The 22,862-nt window shown below is 63.0% G+C and carries 20 protein-coding genes and 1 pseudogene; 10 read left to right on the plus strand and 11 right to left on the minus strand.

Going from position 1 to position 22,862, the window contains the following annotated elements:
* A pseudogene (locus tag ACP93_RS22290) lies at positions 1–108 on the plus strand (IS110 family transposase); the annotation flags it as partial.
* 37 nt (positions 109–145) lie between these two features.
* Here the strand turns inward: ACP93_RS22290 and ACP93_RS10045 are convergent.
* The 8 genes from ACP93_RS10045 to ACP93_RS10075 form a co-directional block, all read right to left on the minus strand.
* On the minus strand, positions 146–421 hold the full coding sequence (locus ACP93_RS10045) for a hypothetical protein (RefSeq protein WP_131721604.1): 276 nt from the start codon (positions 419–421) through the stop codon (positions 146–148).
* A gap of 464 nt (positions 422–885) precedes the next feature.
* Positions 886–1,869, minus strand: coding sequence for a radical SAM protein (locus ACP93_RS10050; protein WP_048490553.1), 984 nt, complete (start codon positions 1,867–1,869; stop codon positions 886–888).
* Between the two features lie 9 nt (positions 1,870–1,878).
* Positions 1,879–2,148, minus strand: a complete 270-nt coding sequence (locus tag ACP93_RS21725; protein WP_131721605.1) for a hypothetical protein — start codon at positions 2,146–2,148, stop codon at positions 1,879–1,881.
* Between the two features lie 172 nt (positions 2,149–2,320).
* On the minus strand, positions 2,321–3,112 hold the full coding sequence (locus ACP93_RS10055) for a siderophore-interacting protein (RefSeq protein WP_048490554.1): 792 nt from the start codon (positions 3,110–3,112) through the stop codon (positions 2,321–2,323).
* Positions 3,113–3,195: 83 nt separating this feature from the next.
* Positions 3,196–3,741: a PadR family transcriptional regulator gene (locus tag ACP93_RS10060; RefSeq protein ID WP_106407087.1), complete on the minus strand. Its 546-nt coding sequence runs from the start codon at positions 3,739–3,741 to the stop codon at positions 3,196–3,198.
* Between the two features lie 514 nt (positions 3,742–4,255).
* Complete coding sequence (locus ACP93_RS10065) at positions 4,256–4,642, minus strand: STAS domain-containing protein (protein ID WP_048490555.1); 387 nt, start codon at positions 4,640–4,642, stop codon at positions 4,256–4,258.
* Positions 4,639–5,079, minus strand: a complete 441-nt coding sequence (locus ACP93_RS10070; RefSeq protein ID WP_048490556.1) for an ATP-binding protein — start codon at positions 5,077–5,079, stop codon at positions 4,639–4,641. Before ACP93_RS10070 ends, ACP93_RS10065 begins: the two co-directional genes overlap by 4 nt.
* A complete protein-coding gene (locus ACP93_RS10075) occupies positions 5,076–7,052 on the minus strand; it encodes a SpoIIE family protein phosphatase (protein ID WP_048490557.1) in 1,977 nt (658 codons plus the stop codon). The genes ACP93_RS10070 and ACP93_RS10075 overlap by 4 nt, the downstream gene beginning before the upstream one ends.
* 216 nt (positions 7,053–7,268) lie before the next feature.
* On the opposite strand from ACP93_RS10075, the gene aceE reads away from it, so the two are divergent.
* The 4 genes from aceE to ACP93_RS10085 all read left to right on the plus strand — a co-directional run bounded on the left by aceE (position 7,269) and on the right by ACP93_RS10085 (position 13,824).
* The gene (gene aceE / locus ACP93_RS10080; protein WP_048490558.1) at positions 7,269–9,959 is read left to right on the plus strand and encodes a pyruvate dehydrogenase (acetyl-transferring), homodimeric type; all 2,691 of its coding nucleotides are present in this window, start codon (positions 7,269–7,271) and stop codon (positions 9,957–9,959) included.
* Positions 9,960–10,035: 76 nt separating this feature from the next.
* Positions 10,036–10,686, plus strand: coding sequence for a hypothetical protein (locus ACP93_RS21730; RefSeq protein ID WP_131721606.1), 651 nt, complete (start codon positions 10,036–10,038; stop codon positions 10,684–10,686).
* Entirely contained in the window at positions 10,679–12,904 is a 2,226-nt protein-coding gene (locus ACP93_RS21735; RefSeq protein ID WP_131721607.1) for an NACHT domain-containing protein, read from the plus strand. Before ACP93_RS21730 ends, ACP93_RS21735 begins: the two co-directional genes overlap by 8 nt.
* 410 nt (positions 12,905–13,314) lie before the next feature.
* Positions 13,315–13,824 carry a hypothetical protein gene (locus ACP93_RS10085; protein WP_048490559.1) on the plus strand — a complete coding sequence of 170 codons (510 nt, stop codon included), beginning with the start codon at positions 13,315–13,317 and terminating at the stop codon, positions 13,822–13,824.
* A gap of 5 nt (positions 13,825–13,829) precedes the next feature.
* Here the strand turns inward: ACP93_RS10085 and ACP93_RS10090 are convergent, their stop codons facing one another.
* Positions 13,830–14,555, minus strand: a complete 726-nt coding sequence (locus tag ACP93_RS10090) for a hypothetical protein (RefSeq protein WP_228135997.1) — start codon at positions 14,553–14,555, stop codon at positions 13,830–13,832.
* A gap of 373 nt (positions 14,556–14,928) precedes the next feature.
* Here ACP93_RS10090 and ACP93_RS10095 point away from each other — a divergent pair, with 373 nt between their 5' ends.
* The 3 genes from ACP93_RS10095 to ACP93_RS10105 all read left to right on the plus strand — a co-directional run bounded on the left by ACP93_RS10095 (position 14,929) and on the right by ACP93_RS10105 (position 18,275).
* Positions 14,929–15,528 (plus strand): XAC0095 family protein, encoded by a 600-nt coding sequence (locus ACP93_RS10095; protein WP_048490560.1) that lies wholly within the window; start codon positions 14,929–14,931, stop codon positions 15,526–15,528.
* 183 nt (positions 15,529–15,711) lie between these two features.
* On the plus strand, positions 15,712–17,448 hold the full coding sequence (locus tag ACP93_RS10100) for a S41 family peptidase (protein ID WP_053069725.1): 1,737 nt from the start codon (positions 15,712–15,714) through the stop codon (positions 17,446–17,448).
* A complete protein-coding gene (locus ACP93_RS10105) occupies positions 17,427–18,275 on the plus strand; it encodes a hypothetical protein (RefSeq protein ID WP_048490561.1) in 849 nt (282 codons plus the stop codon). Before ACP93_RS10100 ends, ACP93_RS10105 begins: the two co-directional genes overlap by 22 nt.
* Before the next feature lie 237 nt (positions 18,276–18,512).
* Here the strand turns inward: ACP93_RS10105 and ACP93_RS22295 are convergent, their stop codons facing one another.
* Both ACP93_RS22295 and ACP93_RS20830 read right to left on the minus strand, forming a co-directional pair.
* Entirely contained in the window at positions 18,513–20,594 is a 2,082-nt protein-coding gene (locus ACP93_RS22295) for an XVIPCD domain-containing protein (protein WP_228135998.1), read from the minus strand.
* 21 nt (positions 20,595–20,615) lie between these two features.
* A complete protein-coding gene (locus tag ACP93_RS20830; protein WP_053069726.1) occupies positions 20,616–21,407 on the minus strand; it encodes a hypothetical protein in 792 nt (263 codons plus the stop codon).
* Positions 21,408–21,614: 207 nt separating this feature from the next.
* Between ACP93_RS20830 and ACP93_RS21120 the strand changes: the two genes are divergently transcribed.
* Positions 21,615–22,112 (plus strand): hypothetical protein, encoded by a 498-nt coding sequence (locus tag ACP93_RS21120; protein ID WP_082143418.1) that lies wholly within the window; start codon positions 21,615–21,617, stop codon positions 22,110–22,112.
* Between the two features lie 92 nt (positions 22,113–22,204).
* Positions 22,205–22,858: a hypothetical protein gene (locus ACP93_RS21125; RefSeq protein WP_228135999.1), complete on the plus strand. Its 654-nt coding sequence runs from the start codon at positions 22,205–22,207 to the stop codon at positions 22,856–22,858.
* Positions 22,859–22,862: the final 4 nt, after the last annotated feature.

A 22,862-nucleotide genomic window follows, 5' to 3' on the forward strand; every position in this document is an offset into this window, starting at 1 on the left:
GCCGGCAAGCAAATCGTGTGTGCTGCCATGCGTAAGCTCCTGCACCTCGCCTACGGCGTCCTCAAATCGGGCACCGCGTTCGACCCGAAAAGGGCCCTTGCCTGCTAGGGGGTAAGACGGTATCTACAACAGCACAACGGCATGTCTACATCGCCTGTTCGATCGACAGCGCGTAGACCTGCACGCCGTAGCGGCTGAAGGTGGCGGTGGTGTCGCTGCCGATGTTCATCTCCTCCAGCGGCGTACCCTGCGCGTCGGCGAGGGTGAGCCGATAGATCGGTCCGAAACGGGTGGCGATATCGGTAGAGCTGATCTTCACCCGGTAGGTACCGTTGCCCTTGAGCGCCAGCGGCTCGGAGAGTTGGCCGGGGATCAGCTGCAGGTCGGTCGACGGCTGGCGCAGGTCGCCGAGGACCTGCACCGCGAAGGTCTGCGTCTCGGGAAGCGCGCGGCCAATGGGGGACGCCGTCTGCGGAGCGCCGGCACCGATTGCCGCGGCAGATGCAGCCGCGGCAGGAATCATCGCAGCAATTGCAGTCGCAGCGGTGCCGAAGAGGAAGCTGCGGCGGCTATCGTTCGTATGCGTTGTCATGGCGATCCACCTGGTGGTTGCACGTCAGCCCTGGCCTGGGCCTGGGTTGGGGGTGATGCAGGAACCTTTGTTAGTGCAGTTGGTGTTGCTCCCTAACGAGCAGTCCTTCGTGTTCGTGCACGCCGGGTTGGTGCCATTGCAGACCTCGTTGGTGGCCAGCGTGCCAAAGCGCCGTGTTGCCAGTGCTTCGACTGCAGCGGCGGTAGACGCCTCTGATCTGTCGAACAGCACTTCTGCATTCTTGCCGAGCGATATTTTGTCTGGATCTATGCGGATTGGCATTGGGATGCATCTCAGGTGCTTGCCAAGGTGGAAAGCGGGCAACCAAGCGTTTGTTCGGAGAGATCGGAGAATCCGCTCATCCAGCGACGCAGCTTGTCGTTTTCGATGTCGATGGTGCCGTCAGCGTGGAGGCGCCCGAGGTCGTTGCGATCATCGTTGAGCGCGACGGTGCACTTGCCGATCTTCCCGTTGGCGCGAATCATCAGCGAGTTCGGTTTTGCCGCATAACAGATGTACCCATCCAGGTGCTCTTCCGAAATCGGGCGCTGGTCCTTGGACGGATGTTTCGTGCACGCGGTGATGTAGGCGATGGCTTCCAGGTAGCGGTCTCGCGGCAACACCTTTTCTTCGATCGTGCCGCCTGCGCTCAGATTCGAGACCTTGTGAAAGTAGACCGAGAACCGTGGATCGTCGAGCAGCTCACGATGCAGGCTGGCATAGAGGCGTCGTACCGATTCGATGTTGCCCTGGTGCAGGTGCAGCCGCAGCGAGATGGCGAAGTTCGCCGCCAGCGAGCGGTAGGCAATGAGGTTCGACCATATTTTCTCGAACGTGGCGCCTTTGTTTGCGGTGATCCGTGTCCTGTCGTGCCATTCCGCATCGCCGTCCAGCGTGATCTGGAACTCACGGTGCTGGAGTTCAGTCAACCTTTGCAGTAGAGCCGGTTCCAGCAGGTAGCCATTGGTGGTAAAGCCGGCACTGAATGCAACCCCATGTTGTGCGCATACTGTGTTTGCGTGTTGACCGATCTCCAGGACGACATCGCGCGCCAGGAGTGGCTCCCCGCCGAACCAGGAGATGTTGAGCCGATCCAGGTGCGGTACGCGATGGGAGATCAATGCCTTGATGCCGCTGACCACACTCGGCTGCATACGGCCTATTGCAAAGTCTTCATAGCAATATGTACAGCGGAAATTGCATTTTTCGGTCGGCAAAAGGATGAGGGACAGGATGCGCGGAGAAAGCGCCTCGGCGATGGTGGCTTCGCTCAGCATCGGCGTGTCTCAGCCGTTTGGCGAAGGCTGGCCGCCGGCTCGACAAGAACCGACATTGGATGCTTTGGAACAGTCACCTGTGTTGTTGCAGGTGTAATTCGTGGAGGAGCAGGTGCCGGAGTTGGTGCACGTTCCGGCATTTTCGCCCATCGGGCGAATGGTTCCCGCTGTCGCCGAAGCGATCGCCGCGGCGCGCAATCGATGGTTGGCGAAGTTGATCGACCCGTCCGGATTCAACGTAATGCCGCGGGGATCAATATCGTGAAATGCCTTGTCCATGTGCAAGCCGCCTCTCGAGATCCGTCGATGGGTAGGCGGCTTTGTAAAATGCAAAGCACCAAAATAACGTGATGAAATTCACGAAAATATGTTGTGTCTACGGCCGTGCATCACCGCTGTTCCAGCCCGAAGGACGTCGCACTTCATCGCTTGGCTGCGCGGCACCCGTGTGTTACTCGTCGTGTTCTCCTCCCGCCTTCCAATACCCCGTCGCGCGGATCCACTCCTTGGGCACGCCCAGGTGGCCTTCGACGAACTTGCGCATCATCCGCGCGCGGGCCGATTCGCAGGCGATCCAGTAGAACGCGTCGCCATCGGGGACGTCGAAGTCGCGCAGGGCACCTTCCAGCAACTGGCTGCTGCGCGCGTCCACGCCGTTGCGCTCCAGCCAGGTGATGCGCAGTTCGGCGTCGCAGTCCAGCGGCTGACGGTCGGCGTAGCCGGGGATCTCGATCAGCGCGTCGACCTGCGCGTCGGCCGGCAGGGCTTCCAGCCAGCGGCCGATCGCCGGCAGCGCGGTCTCGTCGCCGATCAGCACATACGCGTCGAAGTCGTCGGCGGCCACGAACGAGCCGCGCGGCCCGCCGACCACCAGCGCATCGCCGGGGTCGGCCTGCGCCGCCCAGCGGCAGGCGGGGCCGTCGCCGTGCAACACGAAGTCCAGGGTCAGTTCCTGTGCGTCGGCGTCGTAGTGGCGCGGGGTGTAGTCGCGGGCGGGCGAGGGCAGCGCGTCGACCGGATACACCGGGCCGTGCTCGGTCATCGTCGGCAGCACGAACGCGCCTTCGGGATTGGGGAAGAACAGCTTGACGTGGTCGTCCGGCCCGGCGCTGACGAAGCCGTCCAGCTCGGGGCCGCCGACGACGATGCGGCGCATGTGCGGGGTCAGCGGTTGCGTGCGCAGCACCTGCAGATGACGCAGGCGCAGCGGGTGGCGCAGCAGGCGGTGTTCGTGGGTCGCCATGGGAATCCTCGAAAGTGGGGGAGAGGGGTGGCGGGCGACGCGGGGCGAAACCACACAAGCACCCGCGCGCTGGCTGGAAGGAATCAGGGAGTGCTGCCATCCATGCCGTCGGCGGCGGCATGCAACAGCGCGGCGATACGGTCGATCTCGTCCGGGTCCCAGCGCCCGTGCCGCGCCAGCAGGCCGTGCTTGATGCGGCGCATCGCCTCGCGCACCGGCGCCGGCACGTTGGCGCGCACCAGCGCGCGTGCGCTGTGCTGGGTGCGCTGCAGCGCCGCGTCCACCTGCGCGCGCTCGGCCCGCACGAAGGCCTGGCCGGCCTCGGTGATCGCATAGCGCTTGCGCGTGGCCTCGGCATCGGCCTGCACCAGGCCCTGCGCTTCCAGTTGCGCCAGGGTCGGGTAGACCGTGCCGGCGCTGGGCGTGTACAGGCCATGGAACAGCTCGGCGACCGCGCGGATCAACTCGTAGCCGTGGCGCGGCTGGGTCTCGATCATGGCCAACAGCAACAGCCGCAGGTCGCCGTGGCCCAGCGGGCGGGGGCCGCGTGCGCCACGGCCGCGGCCGGCTCTGTCTTCCTCGAACAGGCGGTGCGCGGGGTGCGGGCCGGGGGTGTGGGGTCGTGGCATTTCGATATGTCGAATCTGGTGCGGAAACGATATATCGAAGTTGGGTGGCCGGCAAGCGGGGTTGGTGCTGGGTGGAGCACGGCGCGTAGGGGTGGGTTCAGGCGCCTACGGTTCGTAGGACGCGTACCAGTTGTCCTAGATCGTATTGGCCGTCGTAGGAGCGGCTTCAGCCGCGACGGGCTTTCCCGGTGAAGCCATCGCGGCTGAAGCCGCTCCTACAGGAGGCGATTGCGATGGCGATCGCATGCCGTGCCGCTCCCCTGTTCTGATGTCGCTGTTGCATCTAACCCAGGGCGTCGTCCAACGCCTGCGTCGCGTGGGATACCGTCTTTGGTGTATGTCGGCGCGAGAGCAAGAGTGCGTCGCGAAGGTGTATGCCAGCCGGCAGCACCCTTGTAGGAGCGGTTTCAGCCGCGACGGGCGTTACCGGTGAGGCCTGTCGCGGCTGAAGCCGCTCCTACGAAGAGCAAAAAACGCAAAGGCCGCGGGCGTACCGCACAGACGCCGCCTTGCCTCACCCCCCACGCGCCTGCTCCAGCACCCGCCGCTGCATCTCGTCCAGGTACTCGTCCAGTTCCTGCACCGAGGTGAAGATCTCGTTCAACGGCACCGCCTTGACCACGTCGAACACCTTGCGGATCTGCGGCTGCGGGTTTACCACCAGCACCCGCCCGTCGCGCGCGGCCAGCACCTTGCGTGCCTTGAAGATCGAGCGGATGCCGGCGCTGCTGATGTAGTCCAGGTGCGACAGGTCCAGCACCAGGGTGGTGATCGGCGTGGCCAGCAGCGGCGCCAGCGCTTCGTCCAGCGCCTGGTAGGTGTGCGTGTCCAGGCGCCCGCTCAGGGTCAGGCGTTGGCGCTTGTCCTGCGCCGGGTCGATCTGCAGGCTCAATGTGGTCATGCGGGCGACTCCTGAAGGGATGGATCGGCGGGCGGCAGCAGGACGATGCGCACGACGTTGCGGCCGCCGTCGTGGCGGTACTCCAGGCGATCGGCGAGTTGCTGCACCAGGTGCAGGCCGAGGCCGCCGATCGGGCGCTCGGCGATGTCCGCGTCCAGGTCCGGCACCGGCGCGCTGCGCGGGTCGAAGGCCGGGCCGCTGTCATGGAACTCCAGCACCAGCACGTCGGGCTGCAGGTGCACGATCACGTCCACCGGCAGCGGGGCGCGGTGCAGGTGGCCGTGTTCCAGGGCGTTGCACGCCAGTTCCTCGACGATCAGCCGGGTGCGGCTGACCTGCTCGCCGCTCACGCCGTGGCGCCGCAGCGCCGCCTCCACGCTGTCGCTCAACTGCGCCAGTGCATCGATTGCCGGTTCCATCTGCCATCGCAGCATCATCGCGTCGCCTCCCGTGCCGGATCCTGGCGCAGCCGGATCGCCAGGAGCGTAATGTCGTCGGACTGCGGTGCCGGTGCGGTGAACGCCTGCACGTCGGCCAGCACCGCGGCGCACTGCGCCTGCGCGTCGGCGCCAGGCCGCAGCGCGGCCAGCAGCCTGGCCTCGCCGTACGGCTGGTCCTGCGCATCCATCGCCTCGGTGATGCCGTCGGTGTAGCTGAGCAGGGTGGCGCCGGCGGCCAGGCGCCCATGCACGACCGGGTAGCGCGATTGCGGCTCCAGCCCCAGCGGCGGGCCCGACTCCAGCGGCAGCAGCTCTGCGCGGCCGTCCGCGCCGAGCAGCAGCGGCGGCTCATGGCCGGCGCTGGACAGCCAGTAGTCGCCGCTGTGCACGTCGATCAGCCCGCACAGCACGGTGGCGAACATGCACGGCTCGTTGCCTTCCACCAGCCGCTGCGAAGCCGCGATCAGGATCGCATCCGGGCGCGTGTGCCGGCGCGCGGCGATCTCCAGCACCGTCATCGCCCGCGCCATGAACAGCGCCGCCGGCACGCCCTTGTCGGACACGTCGCCGACCACGAACCACAGCAGCCCCGGCTCGGTCTCGAAGAACTGGTAGAAGTCGCCGCCGACCATTTCCGCCGGTTCCAGCAGCGCGTAGGTCTCCAGGTGCTTGTGGGCGCTGTCGAAGGTGCGCCCCACCGGCAGCATCGCCTGCTGGATGTCGCGCGCGATCGACAGCTCGCTCTGCATGCGCTGCCGCGCCTGCGCCAGCGTGGCGATCTCGTCCAGCTGGCGCTTGATCGAGCCGCGCGCGCTGTCGAAGGCGCGCGCCATCACCCCCACTTCGTCCGCGCGCTCGACGTGGCGTAGCGGATAGTCGAACGCGCCCTGGCTGAAGTGCAGCGCCGAGTCGGTCAGGTCCTCGATCGGCCGCACCAGCCGCACCGTGTAGCGGTGCAGCAGCCACAGCCGCAGCGCCAGCGCGGCGGCGCCGGCCAGCGCGCCCCACAGCACGATGCGGTCCAGCCCGGCCAGGATGTAGTCCTCCGACACGCTCAGCGCGAAGGTCCAGCCGGTGTCGCCCACCGCCGCGCTCTGCGTGAGGTAGCGGGTGCCGTCCGGCGCGGTGTGCTCGAAGCGCACCGGCCTGTGGGTATCGGCCGCCTGCGCCAGCGGCGACAGGTCCGGCCGCGCGCGCGCCACGTGCGCCTCCAGGGTGCGGCGGAAGCGCAGCGCCGGGTCCGGGTGCAGCACGAACAGCCCGTCCGGTGACAGCAGCATCGGCTGCAGCCCGCTGTTGGCCGGCAGCTCGGCGACGATGGCCTGCAGTCGCTGCAGCGGCACGTCCACGCTCACCATGCCGATCGCCGGCGCCTGCGGCCCGTCGCCGGGCAGGCGCAGCGGCAGGTTGTAGGTGGTGAGAAAGGCGCCGCCGCTGCTGGCATCGCTGTACGGCTCGGACCACCACGGCGCCGGCGTGGCCAGGGTGCGCCGGTACCAGGGCATGCTGCGTGCGTCGAAGCCCAGCGCCTCCACCGGCTGCTCCAGCACCCCGGTGGCGGTGCGCCGCAGGTGCCAGGCGAAGCCGCGGTCGTCGCCCTTCAGCGCGCCGGGCTCGATCACCAGCAAGGCGCCGGCGATGTCCGGGTCGCCCTGCAGCGTGGCCTGCAGCAGGTTGCGCAGGTTGAACGGCTGCCGGCCCAGCCCGCTCGCGGCCGCGGCCAGGGTGCGCCCGCTCACCTGCACCGAGCCCAGCGTGGCGTCCAGGCTGCGCGCGGTCTGCTGGGTCAGCCCGGCTACGTCCTCGCGGGCGTTGCGCACCATCACCTCGCGCGCGCCCACGTAGAACAGCAGGGCCAGGCCCAGCAGCAGCGCCACCTGCAGCAGGCTGCCCCACAGCAGCAGGCGCGTGCGCAGGCTGTGCCGCCAGGCGACCGCGGAGGCGTCCTGCGCTGACGAGGCAAGGGCGATGGCGGCGCTCCACGGGGGCCTGGAGCCCGATCATAAGCGCAGCCGCGGCCGCCCGGCGCAGCGGCCGTGGCCGCTGTCCCGCCACGTGTCCCGGGCCAATGTGACAGTCCGTTCCATACGCTGGCGTACGAGGTCCTGAGAGGCGGTTGCGCTACACTTGCAGGCTTCGAGAAAACACATGCCATCGCGCGCGTGCGTGCGACCTACGGGAGCGTTATGAACTGGTTGAACGAGGTGCTGCAGAACGATCCGAACCCCACTGAAACCCAGGAGTGGATCGAATCGCTCAAGGCCGTCATCGATGTCGCAGGCCCCGAGCGCGCGCATCAGCTGCTGGAGGACATGGTCGAGCTGACCCGTCGTTCCGGCGCCTACCTGCCGTTCTCGCCGACCACCGAGTACGTCAACACCATCGCCCCCGCCAACGAGGCCAAGAGCCCGGGCGATGCGGCCATCGAGTGGAAGATCCGCTCGATCATCCGCTGGAACGCGATGGCCACCGTGGTCCGCGCCAACCGCAAGCCGGGCGACCTGGGCGGCCACATCGCCTCCTTCGCCTCCAGCGCCACCCTGTACGACGTGGGCTTCAACCACTTCTGGCGCGCGCCCTCGGACAAGCACCCCGGCGACCTGCTGTACATCCAGGGCCACAGCTCCCCCGGCATCTACGCCCGCGCCTTCCTCGAAGGCCGCATCAGCGAAGACCAGCTCAACAACTTCCGCATGGAAGTGGACGGGCAGGGCATCTCCTCCTATCCGCACCCGTGGCTGATGCCGGACTTCTGGCAGACCCCCACCGTGTCGATGGGCCTGGGCCCGCTCAGCGCCATCTACCAGGCGCAGTTCATGAAGTACCTGGAGCACCGCGGCCTGATCGAGAAGTCCGACCGCAAGGTGTGGTGCTTCATCGGCGACGGCGAGAGCGACGAGCCCGAGACCCTGGGTGCCATCGCCCTGGCCGGCCGCGAAGGCCTGGATAACCTCATCTTCGTGGTCAACTGCAACCTGCAGCGTCTGGACGGCCCGGTGCGCGGCAACGGCAAGATCATCCAGGAACTGGAAGGCGTGTTCCGCGGCGGCGGCTGGAACGTCATCAAGCTGCTGTGGGGCGGCTACTGGGATGCCCTGCTGGCCAAGGACACCAACGGCGTCCTCAAGAAGCTGATGATGGAAACCGTCGACGGCGAGTACCAGAACTGCAAGGCCTTCGGCGGCGCCTATACCCGCGCCAACTTCTTCGGCAAGTACCCGGAGACCGCGGCCATGGTCGCCGGCCTGTCCGACGACGACATCTGGCGCCTGAACCGCGGCGGCCACGATCCGCACAAGGTCTACGCCGCCTACCACCAGGCGGTGAACACCAAGGGCATGCCCACCGTGATCCTGGCCAAGACCGTCAAGGGCTACGGCATGGGCTCGGCCGGTGAAGCGCTGAACCCCACCCACCAGACCAAGAAGCTGGACGACGACGCCGTGCGCGCGTTCCGCGACCGCTTCAACATCCCGCTCAGCGACAAGCAGTTGGCCGACGCCGAGCAGGTGCCGTTCTACCACCCCGGCCCGGATTCGCCGGAAGTGCAGTACCTGCAGGAGCGTCGCGCCGCGATGGGCGGCTACCTGCCGCAGCGCCGCCGCAAGGCCGACCTGTCCATCCCGGCCCCGGGCCTGGACAAGTTCGAGCGCCTGCTCAAGGACAGCGGCGAGCGCACCTACTCCACCACCATGGCCTTCGTGCAGAGCCTCAACATCGCCCTGCGCGACAAGGAACTGGGCCCGCGCATCGTGCCGATCGTGGCCGACGAAGCCCGCACCTTCGGCATGGAAGGCATGTTCCGGCAGATCGGCATCTACGCCCCGTTCGGCCAGAAGTACAAGCCGGTGGACGCCGACCAACTGATGTTCTACCGCGAGGACCAGTCCGGCCAGGTGCTGCAGCAGGGCATCAGCGAGCCGGGTGCGATCTCCTCGTGGATGGCCGCCGGCACCAGCTACTCGGTCAGCAACGTGCCGATGCTGCCGTTCTACATCTACTACTCCATGTTCGGCTTCCAGCGCGTGGGCGACATCGCCTGGCAGGCGGCGGACATGCGCACCCGCGGCTTCCTGCTCGGCGGCACCGCCGGCCGTACCACGTTGAATGGTGAAGGCCTGCAGCACGAAGACGGCTTCAGCCAGGTCATCGCCGGCTCCATCCCCAACGTGCGCAGCTACGACCCCACCTTCGGCTACGAAGTCACCGTGGTCATGCAGTACGGCATCCAGCGGATGATGCAGGAGCAGGTGGACGAGTACTACTACATCACCCTGATGAACGAGAACTACGCCCACCCGGAAATGCCGGCGGGCGCGGAAGACGGCATCATCAAGGGCATGTACCTGCTCAAGGACGCCGGCAAGCCCAAGAAGGGCGAACTGCGCGTGCAGCTGCTGGGCTCGGGCACCATCCTGCGCGAAGCCATCGCCGCGGCGGAACTGCTGGACAAGGACTTCGGCGTCACCGCCGACATCTGGTCCTGCCCCAGCTTCAACGAACTGCGCCGCGACGGCTTCGACGCCGAGCGCTGGAACCGCCTGCATCCGGAAGGCGAACAGCGCAAGCCGTTCGTCACCCAGCTGCTGGAAGGCCGCCAGGGCCCGGCCATCGCCGCCACCGACTACGTGCGCGCCTTCGCCGACCAGATCCGCGCCTTCGTGCCGATGCACTACACCGTGTTGGGCACCGATGGCTTCGGTCGGAGCGATACTCGCGCCAACCTGCGCCGGTTCTTTGAGGTGGATCGGTACTACATCGCGCATGCCGCTATTGCGGCGTTGGCGAAGGAGGGGAAGATGACCGGGAAGGATGTGGCTCGGGCGATCAAGCAGTACAAGATCGATCCTGAGAAGGCTAATCCGGTTGGGGTTTGACGATTCACCATGTGATGAAAGAGGCGGCCCTTGGCCGCCTCTTCTTTATGTCCTAGGCCAGCAGAACTAGGGAGAGGTGATGCTACGAAAATGCCATGTAACTGCATTTGTCGACTGGAATTCTCAGACATACAACGCGGGTGTGAATCGCGAGTTTGCGACAAGGGGGCGGGGGGTCGATCAGGTTACACAGTATGTCGCGCGTGTCCTTGACGAGGTTTTAGCCCCTCACAAAGAGTGGGATCGATTCGATATCGATGTTCGTTTGTATTACGGTTGGCATGCTGGCCTTACCAAGACCAAGAGTCGTATCGAATTGGAACGGATGTCAGGCGATGGTGAGCTGCCTAGCTCACGGGGGCGCTGTACCTACAACTGGTCTGCGCTATTTGGCGATAAACTTTTAGCAGCTTTAGATCGTCGTCTTCATCGGAAGCTGAATCTTCATCTGCCGGATACCTTTCGTGCAGATGAAGAGGGGAAGTTCAGGGAAAAGATGATCGATACTGCTCTTGTAGCAGATCTTCTCTCAGTTACCAGAAGTGATGCAGCAAGTTGGAAAGTTGTGCTTGCGGAAGATGATGACGTTGTTCCTGGTGTGCTTGTTGCTGAAAAGTGGAGTCACGAGAAAGGAGGGCGATGCATCCTTGCCCGAAGACGTCAGGACATGGGGCATCTAAGGATCGATGAGCTGCTGTGTAGAATTAAAGGTGCTAAAGATGAATAAGCAAGATTACTTAAAAGAACTTAGCCTTTTCTCTGATCTTGGCTCAGAGCCGAAAGCCGGCTCCGAGGGAAATTTTTACACAATAAAATTCACGCAAAACACAGTCGCTGTCGAGGTGAGGATCGCAAAAGATGGATCGTCTGTAGTGGAGATTCGTGGCGGTTCGAGGCGCGTTTACCAAAGTTACAAGGCATTGCTGGCCTCGCCCGGTTTCGGAAACATAAAACGGGTTGCTGACGCCCAGCGTGCATTTATTAAATATGAAGCCCCTTATGTGGAGAATAAATCGGCTCACCTGCCCGTCGTTGGCGCCCTTTCGATCGGTGGCGACGAAAAAGAAGATGGCGTTCTTCTAGAAAGAATTAATAAGTGGCTATCCCAAACAGACGAGAGTGACGGCTCCAGCAGCAATGTCCGTGCTCTTGTTGTAGATGGTCCAGCTGGAATCGGCAAGACACATCTGATTAGACTCCTTGCATTTGAAAGAAACGGAGATTATGGCATCGCCTCCCTGGCTCCCATCCTCCACGTTCAAAGTCGGGGCAGGAAGCTAACTACACTAAATGACGTGTTGGCGGGGACTTTGCAAGCTCTCCGGGTGGGGTTAACTTTTGATCAGGTTCCAGTGATGGTTAGACATGGACTTCTCGTGGTTGCCATTGATGGTTTTGATGAGCTAGCGGATCCGCATGGATACGATACCGCATGGGGATCTTTACGTGACTTCGTAGAAGAGCTGAATGGCCAAGGCTCTATAATACTCGCCGGGCGCGACACGTTCATAAACGCTGATAGCATAAGGCGCTCGGTAGTACTCCTGGATTCGGATAAAACAATCGCAGTGCATTTGCGTCCCCTGTTGCCGCAGGAGGCTCGCCATTGGTTGATGGCAAAAAAATGGGCTGCGCCTCGCGTTGATCAGCTTGAATCGTTAGGGTTGTTTGAGGGTAATTCATATGCGCTGAGGCCGTTCTTTCTCGCAAAGATATCTGATGTCGCCAAAGATGGGAGAAGCTTTAATGAGTTTTCCGAGGCGCCGCTGACGTACTTGGTTAATACGATGCTTGAGCGTGAGGCAAAAATCGCTGCCAAGAAGGTGGCCGGGGTGGAGTTCTCAGCTATCTATCGCGATTTTCTGATGGAAGTCGCGCGGGACATGGCGGACTCAGAGGTTGAGTCCATTGACGTGTCTACACTCAGTCTCATTGCTGAAATTGTGTTCAGTAAATTTCTTTCGGGTGACGACCTGGCCATATTCATTAATAGGGCGTCAACCATTAGCTTGCTTGAGGGGGACGCTAAATCTGGTAGTCGGGCATTTCCGCACACCGAGATACAGAATTTCTTTTTGTCGCTTGCCTACAAAGAGCTTATTGTTGCAGGGGAGTTCCCTAAGTCAGTTCGTCGAGGAATTGTTGGCAGAGATTTTTTGGCTACTTTTAGTGATGTAGTTACCGCAGAGAAAAAGACTGCGGCTCGAGATTTTTGCATCGCGGCTCAAGATGCGCTTGATCGGAGGTTGCTTGATGGGCGTGGAGGGCGAAATGTTTGCTCGCTGCTTCTTTCGGTTCTTGATGTAGATGTCTTAGATTCTGATTTCAGGTTGTCAGCGCAGCAACTAGATGAAGGTTTGGTGCGAGGAGTCTTGCCAAACGGTAGCTTTTCTTCAGTTGAATTCTCAATGTTAGACGTTCGTGGGGGAGATCTATCGCGCGCTGCTTTCGTTAATTGCAGTATCGCTCAGTTGATAGTAGATGAGACAACTAAGTTGCCGGTTGAATTTCCTCGGCCTGGTCAATTGATGGTGGATGATGGTGGCTCCGCAGATAGTCTTGAGCAAGAAGAAATTCCTCAATGGCTTGAAAAACACACCGTTTCTCGAGATAGACTAACTAAATCGGGATCACATTGGTTGCTATTTGAACGTATTTGTCGGGCGATTATGCGGCAGTTTTGGATCCGATCCGCAGGGGATGATCCTGCTGCTAGGCTGCTCGCGAAAGATGAATGGTACGATATTAAAGAAGTGCTTGAGCAAGAAGGTGTTCTAAGGGTTAGGACAAACGTGGCGGTTGGCGGGCCGAAGTCTGAGTTTTATCGTCTTGAGAACTCACGAGATTATTTGGCTGCTACGCCAGCATCTGATGCCGTTAGAAGAGTGGTTGCACGCGTGTGTGCACTTGATGAGGATCAAAAGTTAAGGCGCGGCGATAGCTAAACTGGTGGTTCATAGCGTTCATGCTTCACGAGGTACACATGACCTTTGAGGGCGAAAGACACAGGGATTAGCGGTGCCGTTGAGTGCCATTAAAATTTACGACGATCAGGTCTTGCACGATCATCGTGTGGCGTCCAGCGTTTAGAGCGAAGCTAGGATGCTGTCGCTCGGCCTGCCCCGCAGTAATGCGGCAGCGCGGAATAAAGGGTTCAGGTTCGCTTCTGGCTGTAAGTGAGCCTGACCCTGTTTCCACTATCTAATGTGGGGACAGGAGTCAGAGTGTGCTTGCCTCGTGCACTTTGGTTTTGTAGTTGTTCCTGGTCGATTAACTGAGGCAAAGGAGCCCGAATGCAGCTTCCTCTACTGTTAATGACCTTCACAACTCAGTAAATCGTACGGGCGGATCTACTGTGCTCAGTCTCGAAAGTCCGCGCTGGTCTGACCTGCAGCACGCATATGGCTCAGCCGGCGACATCCCTGCGTTGTTGGGGCAGCTACAGACGGTACCCTCATCCATGGATGGATCGGAGCCGTGGTTCACCTTGTGGAGCGCCCTTGCGCATCAAGGCGACGTCTATACGGCTTCCTTCGCGGCTGTTCCGCATGTCATCCATGCGCTGGCACGCGCACCCGACAAAGCGGATTACGGGTACTTCCAGTTCCCCGCCTGGGTCGAGGTCTGCCGCGCGAAAAGCCAGGCCGAGATCCCCGAGGATCTTCGGGCCGCTTACCTGCATTCCCTCGCTCAACTTCCCGCCTTGGCCGCGGCTGCGGCCTCTCGCGCCTGGGATCCGGAGTTCCTTGCTTGTGCTCTAGCCGCGGTCGCCGCGGCAAAGGGACAGCACGCGGTCGCGGAGGCCGCCCTCGAACTTACGCCCGACGTCGCCGAGGAGTTCATGGAGTGGTTCTCTAAGCGATGAGGCGTTCAACCACTCGCGACAGTGTCTTGCCGGTTCGCTTCACCAAGCAACTGCTCGTATGTCTGCACGCGAACGCGCAATCGGATCAGGTGCCAGGACAGCGCGTAAGCGAACAGCAGCAAGAACGCGAGAACGCTCTGCATGATCGTGATCTTGCTCAAAACACTCCAGTCACCCCAGCGCCAGTCCTTGAACTGCAGATAGAGCGCGAGCAGCACCGGCATGATCCCGAGCTTCTCCATTCCGCCGGTGAACAAGCCAAGCCGCTCATGCATGTTCGTCCGGCGGTCACGCATGAAGGTCTCGCGTTGACGGCGCTGCTCAAGCGGAAACGCGCGTAGTGCCGTGACGATGTCTTCGTACTGAGAAAACTCCTGCTCCATCTGCTCTGCATGCTTGGCATGCGGATGTCTAACGCCAGGCAGCTCACGCTTGATCTGCAAAATGGCGGCGACTGCAAAGCAAATGAGCTCGATGCTGACTCCCGCTGCCGCACAGACGAACCCTGCCCTGCCATCCAGCACAGTGCCGAACAACATGCCAAACCCCGCGCCCAACAAGCCAACGATGAAACTCCACCGTTCCACCGGGCCAGCGCGGTTCTGCTCGGTTACTTGCGAGTAGTGGCTCATCACCGCGGCGAGCCAAGGAAAGCTGAGCTCATGCGATGCCGCACTCTCTTCGGAATTTTTAGCAGGCGCTGCGGTTATTTCTTCCATTGCGTTCGCCATGTCTCTACCTTCGAGCGTCCAGCTAAGGCTGTCTGCAGCAAGTATTCCGTAGCCACTGACATCGCGCTAGAGCAATCCGATTGCCCAATGTAAGGTCTACAAATCGCTATTGACACGCGGTGGAGTACAGTAGCAATCTCCACTTCAAGGAGCGTCGAAACTCCTCTAAGAGCGGTACCCACCTCCGACAAACTGGTGGGTTTTTTGTGCCCGAAGCTCGGGCGCAAGCCGACGCGATGCCTGCGTCGGGAGGGCGGCTAATACAACACCCTTCGGGGAAATACGCCCGCCGGCTCTTAGCGGTTTCGAACCTCCCGACTTCCCGTCCGCCATGCGTGGCGGACGGACCCCTTCATGGAACGAGGAGGCAACGATGGCGCACGACCGTTTGGACGACGACGACATGCCCGGCTATTTCCTGCCGGAGGACAGCCAGTTCCGCCTGGCGAAGCTACGCGATCACGTGCGCTTCCTGGTCCGGCTGGCACAGCCACGCACGCAGGCCGAGGAGCGCGCCGCCGAACCCAAGGTGCGCATGAGCGAGCTGGCGCTCTGCCTGGAGCTGTTGGCCGAGCAAGTGGAGCTTGTGCTGGGCGCAATGTCCTACCCCGCCCAGCGGACCGACACCATGCGCGACGCCTGGTCCGATGCCACTGTCCAGGCAGCCCCGGACGCCGGCAGCGGCACGTTCCGGGTGACGCAGCAGCAGATCGACAGGCTCACTCAGCTGGCCGAGATCGTCTCGGCCAATGCCCAGGTTCTGACGGTTGCCGATGGCAGCGAGCACGCCGGCCAAGCGTTGCCGCAAGCGAGCGAGGTGCTCTGCAATGCAGCGAACGCAATGCGTGCGCTGCTGGAGCGCATCGAGCGCCAGCCGCTGCACGACGTCGCGCCCAACGTGGTGCGGGAGGAGCGGGCAGTCTATGAGCTGGAGCCGGCTGCTTCGGCTGCAGACTGTGGCTGGCTTCATTGAGCCTGGCAGCACTGGGGCAAAGTGCGCCGGCCCGTGACGGCGGGCAGGGCGAGCGCAGGGTATGGCCCATGGCAGCCGCGCACCGACTGGTCGCCGCAGCGGCCCCGCGTCGCCCAGATGCTCGCGTTCAGCAGATGCCCGATACTGCGGCCTGCGATTCAAACGTTCGAGCGCGAGGGTGCGATGCGATGCTACGGATGGGGTGCGCTGTTGTGGTTGCTGCTGTTGCCGTCGGTCGGCGCCGCGGAAACGCCGGCCGATCAGGCCTATGCGCGGGCCACCGCCTTCCGCGACCGTGCAGGTCAGTTCAGCGAGCACGGCGCCAAGAGCGCGCGTGAGGACCTGCTGCAGGCACGCGACGCCCTGCAGCAGGGCTTGCAGTATCTGGACGATCCTGCGGTCGCGGCGCTCGCCGAGGGCAGCACGACGCTGCGCTTTCGCCGCCTGAACCTGCTGGGCGATCTGGTGCGGGTGCAGGTGTGGCTCGGCGACCGCAACGCGGCGGTGGCGGCCTGGCGCGCACTGGACGCGATGTCCTGGCATGAAGGGCTGATCGACTTCGTGGTGGACAAGGACCCGGCAACGGCGGCGTTGCTGGACGACCCGCGCCTGGCCGAGGTGCGGCGCCACGAAGCGCTGGCGGTGCGCGATGCCACGGCGCCCTCGATCGTAGTGCCTTACGCCGTGCAGCTGACCGAAGCCCAGCGCGTGGCCGGGTTGTCGCAGGTGTGGATGGCCGCGCGCGAGCGCTTCGTCTGGTTCGACCACGTGCCCGACCTGGACTGGGACCGCCTGTACCTGGAGACGCTGCCGCTGGTCCAGCGCGCGGCCGATACCGACGCCTACTACCGCGTGCTGGCACGGTTCCTGGCGCAGTTGCGCGACGGGCACACCGGGATCCTGCCGCCCAAGGAACTGGAGGACCATTGGTATGCCCGCCCCGGGCTGCGGACGGTGTGGCTGGACGGCGAAGTGGTGGTGACCTCGGTCAGCGATGCCGCGCTGCGCCGCCAAGGGGTGGCACGTGGTGACCGCATCCTGGCGATCGACGGCGAGCCGGTGGTGGAGTACGCGCAGCGGGTGGTGCGTCCACAGCTCAGTAGCTCCACCCCGCAAGACCTGCAGTTACGCATGTACACCTATGCCTTGCTGTCCGGCGATGCTGCTACCCCGATGCAACTGTCGGTGGAGCACGCCGACGGGCACCGCATCGAGGTGCGTGCCGCCCGCAGCGGCTACACCGCGGTGAAGGTGCCGGAGGAGCCGCTGCTGCGCATTCGCCGCGATGGCGTGGCGGTGCTGCGCGTGCCGCAGTTGGAGAACGATGCCAGCCTGCAGGCGCTCAAGCAGGCATTGCCCCGCGTGCGTGCCGCGCGCGGACTGATCCTGGACCTGCGCGGCAATGGCGGCGGCAACACCTGGTTCGGCCTGCAGATCCTGCGCTACGTCGCCGCGGCACCGCTGCCCTCGCTGCGCTCTGTCGAGCGCAACAACGGCTCATCGCTGGCGCAGGCACGCGGGGGCAGGTTGATCGAGTGGCGGCCGGTGCAACAAGAGCCGGTGGCACCGGAACCGAACGCCTATTCCGGCCTGGTGGCGATGCTGGTGGACGCGGGCACGTTCTCCGCCGGCGAGGACACGGCGGCAGTGTTCCGGCTGATGCGGCGCGGCCCGTTGGTGGGGCAGGCGACCGGCGGGAGCACTGGCCAGCCGTTGCTGCTGGCGCTGCCCGGCGGCGGCTCGGCGCGGATCTGCGTCAAACGCGACAGCTACCCCGACGGCACCGACTTCGTCGGCGTCGGCGTACTGCCGGACCTCGTGGCCGCGCCGACCCGCACAGACGTACGCGACGGCAAGGACCCCGTGCTGGAACGCGCCGTGGCGGCGCTGGGCCAGGAGTGGCCATCGACGTCGCGCTGACACGGGATGCGCCGCGTGCGGTGCGGTGGCATGTCGGCGCCGTCGCACTGGCGACGGCGCTTTTGCTGTTGCCTGCCTGCGCCTCGATCGAGGTGCCACCTGCCAACTTGATTGTCAAGGAGGGCGCGCATGCCACGGCGGTGACCAAGATTGGGCCGGTGTTTGTCGTCAGAACCGTGAGCGTGTTGCCTGGTGGTTCGCGCGTGGCCGAAAAGTTCACTGTCACTGACGAGTGTCGCAGCGGAAAGCTGCACGTCGCCTTGCGACGACAAGAGAGTGCAGCAGCCTATGCTGCTCCCGCCTGTGCCGCAGTGCTGGCGGGAATTCAGTACGCCGTCGCCGCGTCCACCTTGTCTGACGTGGAGTTGGAACTGACTGTGGATCTGGTCAGTCCCGGTCGGCAGCTCATTGCCCGCACGTCATCGTTGGCGATGGCGGCTAGCGCAAGCGCGCGCTATGCGTTCGCACTAGATAAGGAACGCGATCTGGCTGCCGCGAATGTCGTCTCCACGACAGCGCACGAAACATTCCACCTACTGCGTGGCCTCAGCGGCACGACGTCGGGAATACAGGAGGAAGAACGCCTCGCTTACACGATGGGTGCATGCGCGCAACTGCAGGCCCTGGGATGGGTGAGGAGCGAGGATCTGCCTTCGATTGCTCTTGCTCCTTACGCCGAAGGCGTCTCGGAAAGTGTCGCGGCATCCAATGCCGTGGGTCTTTCGGTGACGAGAGACTTGATGCCGTTCTTGCGCAATGGTGCGGTGACCAAAGCATTGCAAGAAGGCAAAGCGATGCAGCAGTTCTGCCTGAAAGCCCTTCGCTGAGGCAGCAGTGGCGTCGCCATACTGTAGTCGCTTGTAGTTCCTGCGAACTATCCCAACGCTTGTGCGTCGGTCAGCGGTGTCATCCGAGCCGTTCGGCCATGCGGAACCGAGTGGTCGTCACTATGCGAACCGGTTTGAGCGCGGACACGAAGGACAAGTTTCCAGGCGGTCCTGCGGCTGTGCCGCCAGCGCAATTGGAGCTTTACCGACGATGCGACCGCGCTCAGCGTATGTCGCTCACACCGTTCTGGTAGCTGTGTCCTGCGCCCGCTGCTGCCGTTGAGTCTCATCTTGTTGCTGCGCGATCGCCTGTTGTTGGTTGAGTGCCAGTGTTTGCTGCGCGGTTTCCTGCAGTGGCGGCATTGGTTGTGAAACGTCCACCAAGCCACGGAAGCCGGGCGTCGTCCCGTTCACCACAAGACGGTCTCCCAACATGTGCACACTATCAATCTTGGAAGCGTCCGCTATGCCATCCTGCTTCGCTGCATAAAGCGCCTTTGCCACCACGTCGTCCGAAAGATGGGCGGGTGTCGCGCCTCGGATCTTGTCAAACATCTGCCGATCCTCGGGCGGTAGCAGCGCCAATGCCTGGCTTTGCTCGGGCGTTCGCTCGGCCGCTGGTGCGTTGCTGGCGTAATGGGACGAGCGCGCTTGTGACCACTGCGCGGCATAGGTTTCCATGCTTCCCGACTGAGCGCTTTGCGGATCCACATTCACACGTTTCTCAGATTCGAAGGCGTTGTAGCGCGCGACACCCTGCACTTGGCCATCGGCTCGCATCTCGACGTTGGTGATGCCTTGCTTGTTTCGTTCCGCTTCTACCAGCAGTGCAGCGGCGACCTTCTCGCTGTGCGGTCCATGCGGAATGCTTTGCCCATCTTCCATGCGGTGGACCTCGCCGAGTGTGCGCTGAAATGCCGCGTTTCCGGGATGCGCGGGATCGCGCAGGTCTGTCGGCAAGAGTGGCGCTGGGCTGGATTCAATGGCCCCTTGTCGTTCACCACCGCGCTCTCCCGTCCCCGGGAGCGGCGCCTGCTGCGCAGGTGTGGGTGGTGCCTGATCGACCGGGCCCGTTGCTGGTTGCGGCGGACGCAAGACCGGTGCATTCGGATCCAGGTGGAGCAGCCGATCGGTGGTGCCGCCGCGGCTGATGTTCAGATCGACGGTGCCGTCGTGGTTATTGACGCGCGTGAGGTCGGCACGATTCACGTCGCTCCAAGCGCCGCCGATGTAGGCCTTCCCCACTCCGTTTCCATCCATCACGACGAAGTCGTCGCCCGAGGCATACAGGCTGGTGGACTGCGGCCGGGGACGCCCCTGACGATCAGGGACGTTGTAGCCGTAGGCTCCTCCCTGGTCCAACGCTTCGATCAGCGCAGGGGCATTGCTCTTCTGCAGGAACAGATTCTTGACCGTCGTGTATTCCGCGCTGAGATTCGGCCTTGCTGCGTCCTGCCCTGTCTGCGTGGGATTGACCAGTGGATTGGCCAATACGTTTTGCCATGGTTGATATAGCGGGCTGCGCGCGTCCGCATTGCGCAAGGCGTTGAAGACATCTGTCGCTTCAAGGGCGTGCGCAGCGCCGGTCTCGATGTAATCGGGCTCGGTTCGGCTTCGCCCACCACGATTGGGCAGAAATCCGTTGACGACGGTTTGCGCGTCTGCAGCGCTCGTAATCGTTCCCTTACTGATGCCGTCGATGATCCTTGGGTAATAGCGCTCCCCGCCTTGGTTCTCCAGCTTCAGCACGATGGTGGCCAGTTTGGCCTGCTCGTCCAGTGTCGCGCCTTGGTAGAGCGCTGTCTCCCGGAGCTGGTTGACCCCGCTACCGGGCCGCATCAACAAGTTGACCTGGGCAGTGTCACGCTCGTGGACGTAGGTGAGGCCCGCATCCGAAGTGAGGAAGGTATCCAGGTGCGATTTGACGGTCGCGTCCAAGGCCCGACCGTGCTGGGCAGTGATCGTGCGCCCGTTGCGGCCGAGGTCGCTGGCCGTTTGGGTCTGCTGCGCTTCGGTGAGCACCCAGTCCGGATGGGTCCTGCCTGCCCAGGTCTGATAGGCCTCCACTAAGGACGCGGCCACCTCCGGATGCTGGCCCAAATCCGTCTGCAAGGTGCCGATGGAATAGCCGCTGTTTCCCACTGGGGTCATCACCCCATTGCGAACATTGCCGGCGAAGGAGAGTTGATAGGAGACGTTCTTCCCGCTGTCGCCTCCTTCTGATCCAATGCCCACGCCAAAGTAGGCCAGTGCGCGCAGCTCCGAATCCGTCAGTGTGGTCGCCGGCGGCGGCGTGGTGCCCTCATTTCCTTCTGCCATGACACTCCCTCGCGTTGGAGGCTACTTCTTCGTTGCGCCTTTGCGGCACAGGCCGATGTTGGTTCTCGCTGCGCGCACGATGGCCAGGTAGCGGTCCGCCAGCATTGGCGTCCATCCTTCCACGGCCGCGTCGTCGTCCTTTGCGGCGTCCTCGGCATACTTGTCGAGTGTGGCCAGGCACTGCGCATACAGGCCATTTTTGTACTGGGTGATGGCCAGATCGTTACGAATGGCGCCTTCGTCTTCCCATTCCAGCGTAGGCAGGCAACTCGGCACGACTGGCGACAAGGTAGCAAGCGCCGCCTTGTAGTCTTTCGCATCATAGAGACGCTTGAAGGTCGTCCGTGTGCGGTCCAGCGCGTCCCGGCCGCAGCCATCCTTGACCCGCAGGTAGGGGGCCTCGAAATCCCCGTTGTAGCCGCAGAAGGTCTTGCATTCGGCGGGCGTGGCGGCCGCTACATCAATGCCCTGCGGCGTATTGGCGAACTTCACCTGGCAGTTGGATTGGCCCTTGTTCCACTTGGCGACGCCGGTGTGCCCCTCTATCGCGCCATTCAGCTCGCACACGTCCTCCCCAGTGGTGCTTTCCAGGGAGAAGGTCAATGCTCCGTTTTGCTGCTTGATCAGTAGGCGACCCCATCCCTTGTCGGTGATGTACTCGCCCGGTGGAGGAGCGTTGTCGGGCACAACTTGCGGCGCCGCCACGGCAGGCTGTTCCTTGCGCACTGCCGGCTTCGGGGCAGCGGCCGGTGGTTGCGCCGAACAGGCGGCTGTGGACAGCGTGGCGATCGCAGCGCAGACCAGCCAGGTCATCTTCAGCGGACGTGTTTTCGCCATATCCTTTCGCCGATCCTGTCTTCCCTACTGCTCTTTAACGCGCGATGCGGCCATGCGTCAAGTCGGTGTGCCCCTGCGCAGGCTGGCCTGCGGGTGGATATCTGGTGGGAGGCCGGTGGAGCGCAGTGAGACCGATTGCTATCTTCCCTGCCTACGAGCCACAGGCCATGTAAGGGGTGACCGATGATGAAGCAGCACCGATGCGGGTGGCGCTTGTCGCTGGTCGCGCGAGTTGTGGCGATGGGGTTGATGACCTCGTGTGCGGGTTCCGCTTACGCAAGCAACTCCACCACATTATCCGGCGAGTGGGGTTATGCCAAGAGATGCGACTTGGGCCATTACGTGAGCCTGCATCTGCAGCAGCATGGCGATCGCGTTACCGGAGATTGGAGCGAGGGAACCAACGCGCACGGCCATGATGGGCAGTTGCAGGGGGAAGTACGCGGGGGCACGTTGTATATCCGCTATTGCAGTGGAGATGGAGGAAAAAGCTACGCCGCATGCCCCGCGTTCTCAGGACCAGAAGATCGGTTCCGGCTACAAAATGGACTGCTTGTTCGCTATCAGAAGTACGGTTCCGGCTATCGGCGCGACGTTGCGCTTCATCCGAGTGTCGCAGGGAAGGATGTGCCTTTCGATCAAGAATGCATGGATCAAGACGATGGGCTCGACCAGCCCTGACAATTCCTTGCGCCCGAAGCAGCCAGCGTCTCTGCGCGCTAGCGCTAGAATGCAATTCGGCGCTTCTATGGAATAAGCATTGAGGTGATTTCATGACGAAATCGAAGCAAGCGCTTTGCATGGTCTTCATCGCCGCGACGTTGCAACTGACAGCATGCCAGCCCGAGTCGGCTCAATCAGTGGCGTCCAGCCGAGCGCCACATGGCAATGAGTCACCTGCAGCGAGGACGATCGTGCCGCTGGTCAGGAAACTCAGTCCGCAACTCCTGTCTGATGCCATCACACTCGATTTCGCGGTTCCTCCCCAAGAGGATGACCCTGAGCCGCCGATCTTCATCGGATTGCGGGTCGCTGCTGCAGATGGGGAGGCTGCAGCGGCTAAGGTCGATCGCCTACGCGATGCCGGCGTGACCGCTCAGTTGCACCTCTATCGATTGACAGAGGCAGGCGAGCAACCGGTGTTACTGCAGCGAAGCGAAGAAATAGGACGTACCGAATATCGAATCGTGGCCTTGGGCCGCGATGGGCATGTGCCACGTATCTTCGCGGCAGATGCGGACGTCACAACGATGGAAGCCGCGGGGTTGATTGCTCCGAATGTCACCTACCGCGAATTGGACATGGCTTTTATACGGGATACGCCGCCCGGCCGATACCGGGTGTCCGTCCGCTTCGAGGGTAACGTCGGTGCCTTGGAGGAAGCCGGATCGGAACTGTTGATCGCCTTCACGAGAAAAGCGAAATAGGGGC

Source organism: Xanthomonas sp. NCPPB 1128 (assembly GCF_001043115.1).
Lineage (GTDB): Bacteria > Pseudomonadota > Gammaproteobacteria > Xanthomonadales > Xanthomonadaceae > Xanthomonas_A.